General features: G+C 53.8%; 15 protein-coding genes. 11 read left to right on the forward strand and 4 right to left on the reverse strand.

Annotated elements, in window-relative coordinates; all coding sequences use genetic code 11:
- The first annotated feature begins 185 nt into the window (after positions 1-185).
- A complete protein-coding gene (locus AC0XWG_RS11595) occupies positions 186-671 on the forward strand; it encodes a GNAT family N-acetyltransferase (RefSeq protein WP_108090395.1) in 486 nt (161 codons plus the stop codon).
- On the opposite strand, the gene galR is transcribed toward AC0XWG_RS11595, so the two are convergent.
- Positions 632-1648, reverse strand: coding sequence for an HTH-type transcriptional regulator GalR (gene galR / locus AC0XWG_RS11600; protein ID WP_049006176.1), 1017 nt, complete (start codon positions 1646-1648; stop codon positions 632-634). The genes AC0XWG_RS11595 and galR overlap by 40 nt on opposite strands.
- Positions 1649-2073: 425 nt before the next feature.
- Here galR and aas point away from each other — a divergent pair, with 425 nt between their 5' ends.
- Together aas and lplT are read left to right on the forward strand one after the other, a co-directional pair.
- On the forward strand, positions 2074-4233 hold the full coding sequence (aas, locus tag AC0XWG_RS11605) for a bifunctional acyl-ACP--phospholipid O-acyltransferase/long-chain-fatty-acid--ACP ligase (RefSeq protein ID WP_108090394.1): 2160 nt from the start codon (positions 2074-2076) through the stop codon (positions 4231-4233).
- Positions 4226-5419: a lysophospholipid transporter LplT gene (gene lplT / locus AC0XWG_RS11610; protein ID WP_028016918.1), complete on the forward strand. Its 1194-nt coding sequence runs from the start codon at positions 4226-4228 to the stop codon at positions 5417-5419. The genes aas and lplT overlap by 8 nt, the downstream gene beginning before the upstream one ends.
- A 47-nt stretch (positions 5420-5466) precedes the next feature.
- On the opposite strand, the gene AC0XWG_RS11615 is transcribed toward lplT, so the two are convergent.
- From AC0XWG_RS11615 to mutH, 3 genes are all read right to left on the reverse strand, one after another.
- A complete protein-coding gene (locus tag AC0XWG_RS11615; RefSeq protein ID WP_108090393.1) occupies positions 5467-6507 on the reverse strand; it encodes an NADP(H)-dependent aldo-keto reductase in 1041 nt (346 codons plus the stop codon).
- A gap of 132 nt (positions 6508-6639) precedes the next feature.
- Entirely contained in the window at positions 6640-6858 is a 219-nt protein-coding gene (locus AC0XWG_RS11620; protein WP_028016916.1) for a YgdI/YgdR family lipoprotein, read from the reverse strand.
- 128 nt (positions 6859-6986) lie between these two features.
- The gene (gene mutH / locus AC0XWG_RS11625) at positions 6987-7679 is read right to left on the reverse strand and encodes a DNA mismatch repair endonuclease MutH (protein ID WP_028016915.1); all 693 of its coding nucleotides are present in this window, start codon (positions 7677-7679) and stop codon (positions 6987-6989) included.
- Between the two features lie 683 nt (positions 7680-8362).
- Between mutH and rppH the strand changes: the two genes are divergently transcribed.
- The 8 genes from rppH (at position 8363) to AC0XWG_RS11665 (ending at position 14928) form a co-directional block, all read left to right on the forward strand.
- The gene (rppH, locus tag AC0XWG_RS11630) at positions 8363-8893 is read left to right on the forward strand and encodes an RNA pyrophosphohydrolase (RefSeq protein ID WP_013098553.1); all 531 of its coding nucleotides are present in this window, start codon (positions 8363-8365) and stop codon (positions 8891-8893) included.
- A 12-nt stretch (positions 8894-8905) separates the two neighbouring features.
- Positions 8906-11152 (forward strand): phosphoenolpyruvate--protein phosphotransferase, encoded by a 2247-nt coding sequence (ptsP, locus tag AC0XWG_RS11635; RefSeq protein WP_475680599.1) that lies wholly within the window; start codon positions 8906-8908, stop codon positions 11150-11152.
- 193 nt (positions 11153-11345) lie between these two features.
- The gene (lgt, locus tag AC0XWG_RS11640; RefSeq protein ID WP_023309046.1) at positions 11346-12221 is read left to right on the forward strand and encodes a prolipoprotein diacylglyceryl transferase; all 876 of its coding nucleotides are present in this window, start codon (positions 11346-11348) and stop codon (positions 12219-12221) included.
- A 6-nt stretch (positions 12222-12227) separates the two neighbouring features.
- Positions 12228-13022, forward strand: coding sequence for a thymidylate synthase (gene thyA, locus AC0XWG_RS11645; RefSeq protein ID WP_013098550.1), 795 nt, complete (start codon positions 12228-12230; stop codon positions 13020-13022).
- Between the two features lie 184 nt (positions 13023-13206).
- The gene (locus tag AC0XWG_RS11650) at positions 13207-13671 is read left to right on the forward strand and encodes a prepilin peptidase-dependent protein (RefSeq protein ID WP_028016913.1); all 465 of its coding nucleotides are present in this window, start codon (positions 13207-13209) and stop codon (positions 13669-13671) included.
- Entirely contained in the window at positions 13662-14222 is a 561-nt protein-coding gene (locus AC0XWG_RS11655) for a prepilin peptidase-dependent protein (RefSeq protein ID WP_128347304.1), read from the forward strand. Before AC0XWG_RS11650 ends, AC0XWG_RS11655 begins: the two co-directional genes overlap by 10 nt.
- Positions 14219-14620, forward strand: a complete 402-nt coding sequence (locus AC0XWG_RS11660) for a DUF2509 family protein (RefSeq protein ID WP_128347305.1) — start codon at positions 14219-14221, stop codon at positions 14618-14620. The genes AC0XWG_RS11655 and AC0XWG_RS11660 overlap by 4 nt, the downstream gene beginning before the upstream one ends.
- Positions 14605-14928 (forward strand): prepilin-type N-terminal cleavage/methylation domain-containing protein, encoded by a 324-nt coding sequence (locus tag AC0XWG_RS11665; RefSeq protein ID WP_128347306.1) that lies wholly within the window; start codon positions 14605-14607, stop codon positions 14926-14928. Before AC0XWG_RS11660 ends, AC0XWG_RS11665 begins: the two co-directional genes overlap by 16 nt.
- Positions 14929-14936: the final 8 nt, after the last annotated feature.

Here is a 14936-nt window from a genome sequence, read left to right on the forward strand (position 1 = left end):
CGCAGCGTATAAGCGATGCGGGGGACGCAAAACTTCTGCCACGATCACGCTTTTTGGTAACGATCCGCCCGCCGACATAACGGCCTGCCCGCAGTCAACGAAAATGGCCGGGTTCTGGTAAAATAGTGTACAAACTGGCTGGGGGCATCAGGCCTGAGCATCGAACTGAAAAACACAGGTAAAACATGGATAAGGCTAACATTCTGCCGCTTTACGCCGCACCGCAGTATGCGGAGCAAGTGACCGACTGGATCTGGCACGCCTTTGGTGAGGGGCTTCCCCGGGCGTTTTTTCATAGCATTGTTGAGCACAGCCAGACGCCGGGTGCTTTGCCATTGACCTTTATTGCTGTGCAAAACGAACAGCTTCTCGGCACTGTGGGGCTCTGGCGTTGCGATCTGATCACCCGGCAGGATCTCTTCCCGTGGCTGGCGGCGTTGTACGTTGACGACGCGGCGCGTGGTAAAGGGTTAGCCGGGCAACTCCAGCAGCATGTTATGACCTATGCTGCTCAGGCCGGGTATCGCGAGCTGCATTTGTGGTCTGCCTGCCGTGACTTCTATGAACGTTACGGCTGGCAGTATATTGGCGATGCACTGGAGTACCCGAATAAAACGGTACACCTTTATCGCTATTCCTCTCCTGCTTCTGCTGGCGATGCTACGGAGTGACGGCGCACTAAGGTCGGGCTGAAGAGATGGGTAATGTCCGGTGGCTGGCGTTTCTCAGCCAGGGCTAACGCCAGCTCTGCGGCCTGCGTTGCCATCGTGATGATAGGATAACGTACCGTGGTCAGGCGCGGGCGCACGTAGCGGGAGACCAGCACATCATCGAAACCAATGAGTGAAATTTCTGACGGCACCTCAATCCCGTTGTCATTTAGCACCCCCATTGCCCCGGCGGCCATGGAGTCGTTATAACAGGCAACGGCGGTGAAATTTCGTCCACGGCCAAGCAGCTCAGTCATAGTCTGCTCACCGCCGCTCTCATCCGGCTCACCGTAGGCTACCAGGCGGTCATTACACGGGAGACCGTTTTCGCGCAAGGCATCGTAGTAACCTTGTAGCCGATCTTCCGCATCAGAAATGGGATGGTTTGAACAGAGATAACCAATTCGTGTGTGTCCCTGTTGAATCAGATGACGGGTCGCGAGCCAGGCACCATAGCGGTCATCGAGCGCCACGCAGCGTTTTTCAAACCCGGGAATAATACGGTTGATGATCACCATGCCGGGGATCTGCTTCATCAGATGAATAAGTTCGGTATCGGGAAGCATTTTGGCGTGAACAACCAGCGCCGCGCAGCGGTGGCGGATAAGCTGTTCGATGGCCTGGCGTTCTTTTTGTTCATTATGGTAGCCATTACCGATCAGCAAAAAATTGCCTGTCTGATAAGACACTTGCTCCACCGCTTTAACCATCGCGCCGAAAAAGGGATCAGACACGTCACCCACAACCAGCCCAATGGTTTCAGTGGACTGCTGGGCCAGCGCGCGGGCATTGGCATTGGGATGGTAGTTCAGGGATTCCATGGCGTTTTGCACAGCCTGGCGTGATGCGTCACTGGCTTTTGGCGAGTCGTTAATCACGCGCGAGACGGTTGCCACCGAAACTCCTGCCAGACGGGCCACATCCTTTATTGTCGCCATTAAATACCTTCTTAGTGGGGGTAAGCGTTTACACACCCGGTAGTGTTGCGGAAAAGTGGTGCGCATTCAAGGGGAGTGGATTTCAGTTCTCCACAAACGTGACGCAGCACAACCCTGACGGTGTAATCGTTACACGACTAGTCATGTCTGAATAATGTCAATCTGAACCTTTAGTTACACTTTGCCTCAGGCTGTTGCGATTGTCCGATAGCGAGGACGTGAAAGAGGTTGGTAGAGTTGAGATCCCAGAGGTATTGATTGGTGAGAATTCTTAGTACGGTTTCGTACTCATCTCTTGCACCAACCTGCGCGGATGCGCAGGTTTTTTTTCGCCTCCACTTTAGCTGTCGCTCCTGTATCACTTCTCGTGTAATCTGCCACCATTTACTATCAACCCTCCACACTGGCTGGCAAAGGGAGTTGAGATGCTATTTGGGTTCTTCCGTACACTATTCAGTATTCTTTTTCGAATCCGCGTCACTGGCGATGCCCAGGCACTTCGCGGTGAACGCGTTCTTATCACACCAAACCATATTTCCTTTATAGATGGCATTTTACTGGCGCTGTTTTTGCCCGTGCGTCCGGTGTTTGCGGTTTATACCTCCATCAGCCAGCAGTGGTATATGCGTTGGCTCACACCGCTGATTGATTTCGTGCCGCTCGACCCGACTAAACCGATGATGATTAAACATCTGGTACGTCTGGTGGAGCAGGGGCGTCCGGTGGTCATCTTCCCTGAGGGACGCATCTCGGTGACGGGCTCGCTGATGAAAATCTACGACGGCGCGGGGTTTGTGGCGGCGAAGTCAAAAGCCACCGTGGTACCACTGCGTATTGAAGGGGCGGAGTTAACCCGCTTCAGCCGTCTTAAGGGGCTGGTAAAGCAGCGCCTGTTCCCCAAAATAACGCTGCATATTCTGCCGCCAACCTCGTTACCGATGCCTGACGCACCGCGTGCCCGCGATCGTCGTAAAATCGCGGGTGAAATGCTGCACCAGATTATGATGGAAGCGCGTATGGCCGTTCGTCCGCGCGAAACGCTCTACGAGTCCCTCCTTTCCGCACAATACCGCTATGGGGCGAAGAAAAACTGTATCGAAGACATCAACTTTACCCCGGATACCTATCGCAAACTGCTGACTAAGACCCTGTTTGTGGGCCGCATTCTGGAAAAATACAGTAAGAAGGGTGAAAAAATTGGTCTGATGCTGCCTAACGCGGGCATCAGCGCTGCAGTGATTTTTGGTGCCGTTTCGCGTGGTCGTATACCGGCGATGATGAACTACACGGCGGGTGTGAAGGGGCTGACCAGCGCCATCACCGCCGCTCAGATTAACACTGTTTTTACCTCTCGACAGTTCCTGGATAAAGGCAAGCTCTGGCATCTTCCCGAACAGCTCACCCAGGTGCGCTGGGTCTTCCTGGAAGATCTGAAAGCGGACGTGACCACCGGCGATAAGCTGTGGATTTTTGCGCACCTGCTGATGCCGCGTCTGGCGCAGGTCAAACAGCAGCCGGAAGATGATGCGATTATCCTCTTTACCTCTGGTTCGGAAGGTAACCCCAAAGGTGTTGTCCACAGTCACAAGAGTATTCTGGCGAACGTTGAACAGATCAAAAGCATTGCTGACTTTACTGCGAATGACCGTTTTATGTCGGCGCTACCGCTGTTCCACTCCTTTGGCCTGACGGTGGGGCTGTTTACGCCGCTGCTGACCGGTGCTGAAGTGTTCCTCTATCCAAGCCCGCTGCATTACCGCATTGTGCCGGAGCTGGTGTATGACCGTAACTGCACCGTCCTGTTCGGGACATCTACTTTCCTGGGTAACTATGCGCGTTTTGCCAACCCGTATGATTTTTATCGCGTGCGGTATGTGGTAGCTGGCGCAGAAAAGCTGCAGGAGAGCACGCGTCAAATCTGGCAGGACAAGTTTGGTTTGCGCATTCTTGAAGGCTATGGTGTGACCGAGTGCGCACCGGTGGTTTCGATTAACGTGCCGATGGCGGCAAAACCGGGTACGGTTGGCCGAATTCTGCCGGGGATGGATGCGCGCTTGTTGGCCGTGCCGGGCATTGAGGATGGTGGCCGTTTGCAATTGAAAGGGCCAAACGTGATGAACGGTTATCTGCGCGTGGAAAACCCGGGTGTGCTGGAAGCGCCGACGGCGGAAAACGTTAAGGGTGAGGTTGAAACGGGATGGTACGACACCGGCGATATTGTCCGTTTTGATGAACAAGGTTTTGTGCAGATCCAGGGGCGTGCAAAGCGCTTCGCCAAAATCGCCGGTGAAATGGTCTCTCTGGAAATGGTTGAGCAACTGGCGACGGCCGTCTCCGCGGATAAGATTCATGCGACCGTGGTGAAGAGTGATGCCAGCAAAGGTGAGGCGCTGGTGCTGTTTACCACTGACAGTGAGCTTAAGCGCGACAGGCTACTTAGCTATGCGCGTGAACATGGTATCCCTGAACTGGCGGTGCCGCGCGATATTCGCTACCTGAAGCAGCTCCCGGTGCTGGGGAGCGGGAAGCCCGATTTCGTGACCCTGAAAGGCATGGTTGAAGAGGCGGAACAGCAAAATGCGTGAGTCAGTACACACTAACACATCGCTCAGATCAAAAGGCATGATGGCGGTCATCGCCGCGCAGTTTCTCTCTGCCTTCGGTGATAACGCGCTGCTGTTTGCCACTCTGGCGCTGCTGAAAGCCGAGTTTTATCCAGACTGGAGCCAGCCGATCCTGCAGATGGTGTTTGTGGGCGCTTACATTATCTTTGCCCCCTTTGTGGGGCAGGTGGCGGACAGTTTCCCGAAAGGCCGGGTGATGATGTTTGCTAACGGCCTGAAATTGCTGGGTGCCGCAAGCATTTGTTTTGGTTTTAATCCGTTCATTGGCTATACGCTGGTGGGCATTGGCGCTGCCGCTTACTCCCCGGCGAAATATGGCATCCTCGGGGAGCTGACAACGGGTGATAAGCTGGTGAAAGCCAATGGTCTGATGGAGTCTTCCACCATTGCGGCCATCCTGCTCGGCTCCGTTGCGGGTGGGGTGCTTGCCGACTGGCATGTGCTGGCCGCTCTGGGGGTCTGTGCGGTGGTGTATGGCGGGGCGGTTGTGGCTAACCTGTTTATCCCGAAGCTGCCAGTTGCACGCCCGGGACAATCCTGGCGCTTTAAGCCGATGACCGGCAGTTTCTTCAACGCCTGTCGCGTGCTGTGGCGTAACGGTGAAACGCGCTTCTCCCTGATGGGAACCAGTATGTTCTGGGGAGCGGGTGTCACGCTGCGCTTCCTGCTGGTGCTATGGGTGCCGGTGGCGCTGGGTATCACCGACAATGCGACTCCAACCTACCTTAATGCGATGGTCGCAATCGGGATTGTTGTTGGTGCGGGGGCGGCAGCGAAACTGGTGACGCTTGAGACGGTGGCGCGTTGTATGCCGGCAGGGATCCTTATTGGCGTAGTCGTGCTTATTTTCTCGCTGCAACACGCGCTATTGCCAGCTTATGCCCTCCTGATCCTGATTGGTATTCTGGGTGGATTCTTCGTGGTGCCGCTGAATGCGCTACTGCAGGAACGTGGCAAGCAAACTGTCGGTGCAGGCAACGCCATTGCGGTACAAAACCTGGGTGAAAACCTGGCGATGCTGTTGATGCTGGGACTTTACTCGCTGGCGGTAAAAGTGGGCGTGCCGGTGGTGGGGATTGGCGTCGGGTTTGGTGGGCTGTTTGCGCTGGCGATTGCTGGCTTGTGGATCTGGCAGCGTCGGCGTTGAGTTCTTTGCCGGGTCAGGCGAAGCCGCCACCCGGCAAAAGCGTCCAGCTATGGTGCCGGGTATGTATATACCTGATGCACCGCTTCAATCTCCGCTAACACCTCTTCACTCAGGTTCAGATGGAAACTCTCAATGTTGGTTTTCAACTGTTCCATAGTGGTCGCGCCCAGTAGGGTGCTCGCAACAAACGGCTGACGACGTACGAAGGCCAGCGCCATCTGCGCCGGATCAAGACCGTGACGTTTCGCGATATCTACATAGGCTGCAACGGCTTTCTGCGTCTGCTCGCCGCTGTAGCGGGTAAAGCGGCTAAAGAGGGTATTACGCGCGCCAGCCGGTTTCGCGCCGTTCAGGTATTTCCCAGTCAGCGTGCCAAATCCGAGACAGGAATAGGCGAGCAGTTCCACCTCTTCATACTGCGTCACTTCGGCCAGCCCCACTTCATAGCTGCGATTAAGCAGGCTGTACGGATTCTGGATGGTGACGATACGCGGCAGATCGTGTTTATCCGCCAGGTGCAGGTAACGCATCACACCAAAGGCCGTTTCGTTAGATACGCCGATGTAGCGGATTTTACCCGCTCGCTGGCACTCGGTCAGCGCTTCCAGCGTTTCCAGTAGCGTAACGGCAGGGGCGCTCTCATTCCAGCTGTAGCCGAGTTTACCAAAGCAGTTTGTTGGACGCTGAGGCCAGTGAACCTGGTACAGGTCGAGATAATCTGTTTGCAGGCGCTTCAGGCTGGCATCGAGCGCGGCACGGATATTCTTGCGATCGAGGATCTGATTTGGACGGATCCCAGCATCGTTATTACGTGCGGGGCCGCTGACTTTCGACGCAATGACCAGCTTTTCACGGTTGCCACGTTTTGTCAGCCAGTTACCGACGTAGGTTTCGGTAAGCCCCTGTGTTTCCGGACGCGGGGGTACAGGGTACATCTCTGCGACATCAATCAGGTTAATCCCCTGGCTGACGGCATAATCGAGTTGCGCATGGGCATCGGCTTCGCTGTTTTGTTCACCAAATGTCATCGTGCCCAACCCCAATTGGCTTATCTCCAGAGAGCTGTGGGGGATACGGTGATAATGCATAGCCGGCTTCCTTCAATAGACATGTAGACCGCGTCAGGAACTTCCCGACAAAGGAATATAAACATGGCAGAGGGGAAGCAAAAGGGGAAGAAAAAAATCAAAAAGGCCAGCAAGCGACTGACCTCTCTCTGTTTATCGCTCGATAATTTGTGAGACTTCGTCGCGGTTGATCTGCATTTTATTGCCTTGCTGATCGCGATAGCTGACCAGACCGGTATCATCATCCACTTCAGGTTTTCCGTCGGTCAGGATCATCCGACCATCTTTTGTCGCCATGACGTAATCGCTGCTACAGCCCGATACTGCAAACGCTAAGCCGACTGCTGAAATTAACACTGCCCATTTTTTCATCGTTATCGTCCTCACCTGGCTGGTATCAAATCATAGTGTAGTATTAACCCGATATGCCGGCAGGAGGAAGCGGTAAAATCTTAAAAACCAGATGATTATGTTTGGGATCTCTCAAAATGAGTAAAAAACTATGTTTTTAGTAAAAAATGGCGTGCAAGCACTGCGCCGGTGAAATTCTTTTTGAGATAAAAGCCGCGCGGCAACGTCAGTATTGGCTCGCCCTGCGCACCGATCGCCTCGGTAAGCGCTTTACTGTTGGCTGCCTTCGGACGCAGCTGTAACACTTCCCCGTGTCGGGCTGTGATGCGCTCTACCTGGCCAAGAACGATCATATCCATCAGTTCCTCCCAGTCCAGACGCAATTGATGCTCCTCCTCTTCATTCGGGCTCCAGAGCAGCGGTGCGCCAACGCGACGATCGGCCAGTGGAATGTGGCGTTCACCTTCAACCGGTACCCAAAGCACGCGTTTCAGCTTATGGCGAACGTGGCTGGTTTCCCATGTCACACCGGTATTGCCGGTTAATGGCGCAACGCAGACAAAGGTGGTCTCAAGTGGCTTCCCCTGGCTGTCTATGGGAATGGTTTTTAACTCTACGCCAAGAGCCGCAAAATCTTGCTCTGGTTTACTCCCCGCACTGGCACCCAGCCACAGTTCAAGCAGCATGCCCGTCCAGCCTTTATCCCGTTTCAGATCCTTCGGGATCGGAATCCCGGCCATTGCCGCCAGCTCGCCCAGCGAAAAGCCAGCCAGGCGTTGAGCCTGCTGGAGCAACTGGCCTTCGCTGGATGGAGGTGAAAGCAAGGGTGTAAGCGGATGCATGAAGATAACCTTTTGATTAAAAAATAAACGAAGAAATTGTCCCCTGTGGATAGAGTTTAACTTTTTCTGTACGAATATTCCATGTGTATGATTTATAGGTTTTTTTATTAGTTTGAAATCGTTTCACCTGAGAAGAAAAACCGGTTGTTCAAATCTGGTCACTGACAATGAACAGGATCTTACACCATGTTATCCACAGAAAAATGGGATAACTGGGCATAACCCTGACTACTGTTTCAATTTACAGCCTTGACGTGCGATGAAAATCGAATTTTCAGACAATTTGTGCCTAACTTATTGGCACAATCTGTGGATAAAACCGACGCTGTTCGATCTTTCATCAGCGCGACGATCCCTGATGTGATGATCGTCACGCTATTCTGTGTTTTGTTTGTGATGACACACTTAACTGAATGAAAATAATATCATTATATAATATTGATGAAAGCGGGACGCAGACGGGGATTGAGGTTGTTCATCGGTAATCAGACACTTTTTCACAACTATATCCACAGAAAAGGTGAATAAAAATCCCTTTGCTGGCTCTTATCTGTTTATAACTCAGCACTTATTTGTGAGTTATTCAAATGTTATTAGGTTGCAGGCCTGTAAGAGAGTGGTTTACCGCCTCCCTGTAGTGTGAAACAATCATTCATATATAAGGTTTAGTTTGGGGTAGTCCGGTGATTGATGACGATGGCTACCGCCCGAACGTAGGAATAGTAATTTGTAATCGTCAGGGCCAGGTAATGTGGGCCCGGCGATATGGTCAGCACTCCTGGCAGTTCCCGCAAGGCGGGATCAACCCAGGAGAGTCCCCAGAACAAGCGATGTACCGGGAGCTTTTTGAAGAGGTCGGTTTAAGCCGAAAAGATGTTCGCATCCTGGCTTCGACCCGCAACTGGTTGCGTTACAAGTTACCGAAACGTTTGGTGCGTTGGGACACAAAGCCGGTTTGTATCGGCCAGAAACAGAAGTGGTTTCTGTTGCAGTTGGTGGGCAACGATTCAGACATCAATATGCAAACCAGCAGTACGCCGGAGTTTGATGGTTGGCGCTGGGTAAGCTATTGGTATCCTGTTCGTCAGGTCGTGTCATTTAAACGCGATGTTTACCGTAGGGTGATGAAAGAGTTCGCAAGTGTGGTAATGCAGCTTCAGGAGATCCCCCCTAAGCCGCAGAGCGCACCTGCCTGGCGACGTAAAAGAGGTTAAGTTACGCAAATCATGCTCACCCGCTTGCGAGAAATAGTCGAGAAGGTGGCCAGTGCTCCGCGTCTCAATGAGGCGCTGAACATTCTGGTCACTGACATCCGTCTTGCGATGGAGACCGAGGTCTGTTCGGTGTATCTGGCCGACCACGATCGGCGCTGCTATTACCTGATGGCGACCCGTGGTTTGAAAAAACCACGCGGACGCACCGTAACGCTCGCATTTGATGAAGGTATCGTAGGTCTGGTTGGGCGGCTGGCTGAACCTATCAACCTTGCCGACGCGCAAAAACACCCCAGCTTTAAATACATCCCTTCCGTAAAAGAAGAGCGCTTCCGCGCGTTTCTTGGCGTGCCGATTATCCAGCGTCGCCAGCTGCTTGGCGTGCTGGTTGTTCAGCAGCGCGAGCTGCGTCAGTACGATGAAAGCGAAGAGTCTTTCCTCGTCACGCTGGCCACGCAGATGGCTGCGATCCTCTCCCAGTCTCAGCTTGCCGCACTTTTCGGTCAGTATCGCCATACTCGCATTCGCGCCCTTCCTGCGTCGCCAGGTGTGGCGATTGCAGAAGGCTGGATGGACGCCACGCTACCGTTAATGGAGCAGGTTTACGAAGCCTCAACGCTTGATGAAGCGCTTGAGCGTGAGCGTCTTACTGCTGCGCTGGAAGAGGCGGCGAATGAATTTCGTCGTTACAGCAAACGCTTTGCCGCAGGTGCGCAAAAAGAGACGGCGGCCATTTTTGATCTCTATTCACACCTGCTTTCCGATGCGCGTTTGCGTCGCGAGCTTTTTGCGGAAGTGGATAAAGGCTCGGTCGCGGAGTGGGCCGTTAAAAAGGTTATCGAAAAATTTGCCGAGCAATTTGCGGCACTGACTGATGGTTACCTGAAAGAGCGGGCGGGAGATCTCCGAACCCTGGGGCAACGTCTGCTGTTCCATCTGGATGACACTATTCAGGGGCCAAATGCCTGGCCAAAACGGTTTGTGCTGGTCGCCGATGAACTCTCCGCGACGACGCTGGCTGAGCTGCCTCAGGACAGGCTGGCCGGTGTGGTAGTGCGCGATGGTGCCGCCAACTCACACGCTGCCATTATGGTGCGTGCACTGGGTATTCCTACCGTGATGGGCGCAGATATCCAGCCGTCAGTGCTGCATCGACGCACGCTGGTTGTCGATGGCTATCGCGGTGAGCTGTTGGTTGATCCTGAGCCGGTTCTGCTCCAGGAATACCAGCGTCTTATCAGTGAAGAGAACGAATTAAGCAAGCTGGCAGAAGATGACGTTAACCTGCCCGCACAGCTAAAGAGCGGTGAGCGGATCAAAGTTATGCTCAACGCCGGCTTAAGCCCTGAGCACGAAGAAAAGCTTGGCAGTCGCATTGATGGTATCGGCTTATACCGCACCGAAATCCCGTTCATGCTGCAAAGTGGGTTCCCCTCAGAAGAAGAGCAGGTTGCGCAGTATCAGGGAATGCTGCAGATGTTTAACGACAAACCTGTCACCCTGCGTACTCTGGATGTCGGCGCTGATAAACAGTTGCCCTATATGCCGATCAGCGAAGAGAACCCGTGTCTGGGCTGGCGCGGGATCCGTATTACGCTCGACCAGCCGGAGATCTTTCTGATCCAGGTGCGCGCCATGCTGCGCGCGAATGCCGCGACGGGCAATCTCAGCATTTTATTGCCGATGGTCACCAGCATTGATGAGATCGACGAATCACGGCGCTTGATCGAACGCGCTGGCCGTGAAGTCGAAGAGATGATTGGCTACGCGATCCCGAAACCGCGGATTGGGGTGATGCTCGAAGTGCCGTCTATGGTCTTCATGTTGCCGCAACTGGCCAACCGGGTTGATTTTATCTCTGTCGGCACGAACGACCTGACGCAATATATCCTGGCCGTCGACCGTAACAACACCCGTGTCGCCAGTATCTACGACAGCCTGCACCCGGCGATAATCCGCGCGTTAGCGATGATCGCTCGTGATGCGGAACAGTACGGGATTGATTTACGCCTGTGTGGTGAAATGGCCGGGGATTCAATGTGCGTCGCGATCCTGATTGGTCTGGGATACCGCCATCTGTCTATGAACGGTCGCGCCGTTGCACGTGTGAAGTACCTGTTGCGGCATATTGAAATCGACGATGCCCGAGAGCTGGCTGTACGCAGCCTGGAAGCGCAACTGGCTACTGAAGTCCGTCATCAGGTTGCTGCGTTTATGGAACGACGCGGTATGGGCGGCCTGATCCGCGGCGGGCGCTAATCATCTTTCTCCCTCTCCCTGTGGGAGGGGGCACCAGCGCGCATAAAACCCTATACACATCTTTTACATCTCTGGCGCATCCTCCGCGCCCGCCTTATGCTATGATTCGCAACTTTGGAGCCTCTGCTTACGGCAGAATCGCATTTCTACCGCTGTCCACTTTCAGCGGAATAACAACATCTTGTGGTGACAGATGAACAGTGGTTATCTGCATTTTCCGGAATTTGATCCGGTCATTTTCTCAGTAGGACCTGTTTCGCTTCACTGGTACGGTCTGATGTACCTGGTGGGCTTCATTTTTGCCATGTGGCTCGCTGGCCGTCGCGCCAGCCGTCCTGGCAGCGGCTGGACCAAAAACGAAGTTGAAAACCTGCTGTATGCGGGCTTCCTCGGCGTGTTCCTCGGTGGCCGTATTGGGTATGTGCTGTTCTATAACTTCCCGGTATTCCTGAACGATCCGCTCTATCTGTTCCGCGTGTGGGATGGTGGTATGTCTTTCCACGGTGGCCTGATCGGCGTGATTCTGGTGATGGTGATTTTTGCCAAACGCACCAAACGCAACTTCTTCCAGGTTTCAGATTTTATCGCACCACTGATCCCGTTTGGTCTCGGTGCTGGCCGTCTGGGCAACTTTATCAACGGTGAACTGTGGGGGCGCGTTGACCCAAGCGTGCCGTACACGATGCTCTTCCCGGGCTCCCGCGCAGAAGATATCGCGCTGCTGCCATCACACCCGGAGTGGCAGTCTATTTTCGATACCTATGGTGTGCTGCCGCGCCATATGTCTCAGCTTTACGAACTGGCGCTGGAAGGCGTGGTGCTGTTTATCATCCTGAATCTGTTTATCCGCAAACCGCGTCCGATGGGGGCTGTTTCTGGCCTGTTCCTGATTGGCTACGGTGCGTTCCGTATCATCGTCGAGTTCTTCCGTCAGCCAGATGCACAGTTTACCGGCGAGTGGGTGCAGTACATCAGCATGGGGCAAATTCTCTCCATTCCGATGATTGTCGCGGGTGCCATTATGATGATTTGGGCGTATCGTCGTCGTCCACAGCAACAAATTTCCTGAGGAACCATGAAACAGTATCTTGAATTGATGAAAAAAGTGCTCGATGAGGGCACGCCGAAAAACGACCGTACCGGTACCGGCACGCTCTCCATTTTTGGCCACCAGATGCGCTTCAATCTGCAAGAAGGCTTCCCTCTGGTGACGACAAAGCGCTGCCACCTGCGCTCGATCATTCATGAACTGCTCTGGTTCCTGCAAGGCGATACCAACGTTGCGTATCTGCACGAAAACAACGTCTCAATCTGGGACGAATGGGCAGACGAAAACGGCAATCTGGGCCCGGTTTACGGTAAACAGTGGCGCGCATGGCCAACGCCTGATGGCCGCCATATTGACCAGATCACCACCGTGATGAACCAGCTGAAAAACGATCCGGACTCGCGTCGTATTATCGTTTCCGCCTGGAACGTGGGGGAACTGGATAAAATGGCGCTGGCCCCGTGCCACGCGTTCTTCCAGTTCTACGTGGCAGACGGCAAGCTCTCCTGCCAGCTCTACCAGCGCTCCTGCGACGTGTTCCTCGGCCTGCCGTTTAACATTGCCAGCTATGCGCTGTTAGTCCACATGATGGCGCAGCAGTGCGACCTGGAAGTGGGCGATTTTGTCTGGACCGGTGGGGACACCCATCTTTACAGTAACCATATGGAACAGACGCATCTCCAGCTGACCCGCGAACCGCGTGCGCTGCCGAAGCTGATTATCAAACGCAAACCGGAGTCTATCTTCGACTACCGCTTTGATGATTTTGAGATTGAGGGTTACGACCCGCACCCTGGCATCAAAGCGCCCGTCGCTATCTGATGTAGCAAAGCGTGACACAACCGGTGCTTTTTAGCGCCGGTTTTTTTTCGCCTTCATCCCGTTTCACGAAGCGTTATCCAGAACGCGTGCAACACGCTGCAACTCGGTCGATTCTCTGGATAACGACTCGGAAAACAGCAATCCGCTGCTCGTCACCTTCACGGCACTTCGCCACACTCCCGGTATGAAAAAAGAGAATGGTTTTACGCTTATCGAAACACTGGTAGCGATTTCGTTGATTGTCATCCTCAGCGCGTCAGGGTTATACGGCTGGGACAGCTGGCAACGACAGCAGCGGCTGTGGCAAACCGCCAGTCAGGTTCGCGATTACCTGGTGTTTCTGCGCAACAATGCCAACCGGCACAACCGTGACCATCAGGTAACCCTTCAGCGGATTGGAGGCAGAGACTGCCTGGTGAGCTCAGTTATGAAGAGTTGCGAGAAGGGGAGTCCCTTTGTGCTGATGCCACTCTGGCCTGAAGTCACGGTGAGTGAACTAACACCGTCATTAGGGTTTTATGGATTAAGAGATACGGCATGGGCAGGGCGGATACGCATACAAAGTCGAGCAGGAGAATGGCTGATTATTGTCTCAAATGGAGGACGCATCAGAATGTGCAAAAGTTCAGGGGACGGTTCATGTCAATGAGACAGCGCGGTTTCTCACTGATTGAAGTGCTGATTGCTACGGCGATCAGCAGCCTTTTGCTGGTAAGCGCATCGCGTTTTTTACCCGGGTTGCAGCGGGCTGTACTACTGCAATCCGGCCAGCGAGAGCTGGAAGAAGAGGTCTGGCAGCGCCTGTTCGCCCTCGGTAAACATCTTCAGCGCGCAGGATATTGTGCCGGAAACTGTCAGGGACAAGGGCTGGTGATTGGCAGGGAAGGGAGCTGTGCCATTGTACGGTGGGATGCTAACAGTAACGGCAATTGGGATAACACCGCATCAGAAAATGACAGCACCGGTTTTCGTCTGGAAGCAGGATCGCTGGAAATGCTGCGTGGGGCAACTTCGTGTGAAGGAAAGGGATGGGAAAAGCTCACCGAACCGGACAAGCTTGTGATCCTGCACTTTATGGTGCGTAAAGTTGAGCATGCCGGTTTTGCACCAGAGTTGAATATCGAACTGACCGCCAGTCGTAAAGGTGAGCAGAGGGAGTCATATCAGGCTTTATATGGGGTCACGGGGTATAACTTGTGAACCGTCAACGCGGAATGTCTTCGCTGGCGTTGGTTTTGCTTTTACTGGTGCTCGGTACTCTGATCTTCACCGGTCTCAACCAACAACTCACAACGTTTAGTGCGCTCGTGGGTGATGAGAGCCGTTCACTCCAGCAGCAGGCGTCTGTGCAATCTGCACTTGAGTGGGGACGCGTTCAGGATTGGTCGTCAGAGCCCCTGATTCAGTGCAAAAAGGCATCGTCATGGCGAGTTTGTTTACGGCTATTAAGTGAGAAGGATGTTTTGCTCATTGCTGGAGTCAACGACCTGCTGCTCTGGCGCACAGGAGAGATAATCGACGGCAAGATTCGCTTCTCGCCTCACGGCTGGAGTGATTTTTGTCCGCTAAAGGGGAGTGCGTTATGCCTGTTGCCATGAACAAAGAAAGAGGGTTTAGCATGGTTGAGGTTCTCCTGGCGATGATGCTGATGGTGATAATCGTGACCGCACTGTCAGGTTACCACCGGGCACTGGCGACGCGGTTCACCTTGTTTAGCCAATATCGTCAGCTCTGGCACCATGCCTGGAACCAGTCCCAGCTCTCAACAAATGCACTACCGGAAGGCTGGCAGGCCAACCGGGGGCAGACAACGCTCGCCGGATGTGTCAGCATCACGGTTACACTTATTTCTCCTCTGGGGCGGCGCGGTGAGATAACGCGTCTGCATTGCCCGGTTAGCCAGTAGTCGGGAGC

Source organism: Enterobacter sp. DVT3837 (assembly GCF_056238685.1).

Bases quoted from the DNA above. Each gene is read 5' to 3' on its own strand.
- AC0XWG_RS11620 (WP_028016916.1), bottom strand. From the start codon at position 6,858: ATGAAAAAATGGGCAGTGTTAATTTCAGCAGTCGGCTTAGCGTTTGCA.
- lgt (WP_023309046.1), top strand. From the start codon at position 11,346: ATGAACAGTGGTTATCTGCATTTTCCGGAATTTGATCCGGTCATTTTC.
- mutH (WP_028016915.1), bottom strand. From the start codon at position 7,679: ATGCATCCGCTTACACCCTTGCTTTCACCTCCATCCAGCGAAGGCCAG.
- AC0XWG_RS11615 (WP_108090393.1), bottom strand. From the start codon at position 6,507: ATGCATTATCACCGTATCCCCCACAGCTCTCTGGAGATAAGCCAATTG.
- AC0XWG_RS11665 (WP_128347306.1), top strand. From the start codon at position 14,605: ATGCCTGTTGCCATGAACAAAGAAAGAGGGTTTAGCATGGTTGAGGTT.
- AC0XWG_RS11595 (WP_108090395.1), top strand. From the start codon at position 186: ATGGATAAGGCTAACATTCTGCCGCTTTACGCCGCACCGCAGTATGCG.
- ptsP (WP_475680599.1), top strand. From the start codon at position 8,906: ATGCTCACCCGCTTGCGAGAAATAGTCGAGAAGGTGGCCAGTGCTCCG.
- AC0XWG_RS11650 (WP_028016913.1), top strand. From the start codon at position 13,207: ATGAAAAAAGAGAATGGTTTTACGCTTATCGAAACACTGGTAGCGATT.
- lplT (WP_028016918.1), top strand. From the start codon at position 4,226: ATGCGTGAGTCAGTACACACTAACACATCGCTCAGATCAAAAGGCATG.
- AC0XWG_RS11655 (WP_128347304.1), top strand. From the start codon at position 13,662: ATGTCAATGAGACAGCGCGGTTTCTCACTGATTGAAGTGCTGATTGCT.
- aas (WP_108090394.1), top strand. From the start codon at position 2,074: ATGCTATTTGGGTTCTTCCGTACACTATTCAGTATTCTTTTTCGAATC.
- thyA (WP_013098550.1), top strand. From the start codon at position 12,228: ATGAAACAGTATCTTGAATTGATGAAAAAAGTGCTCGATGAGGGCACG.
- galR (WP_049006176.1), bottom strand. From the start codon at position 1,648: ATGGCGACAATAAAGGATGTGGCCCGTCTGGCAGGAGTTTCGGTGGCA.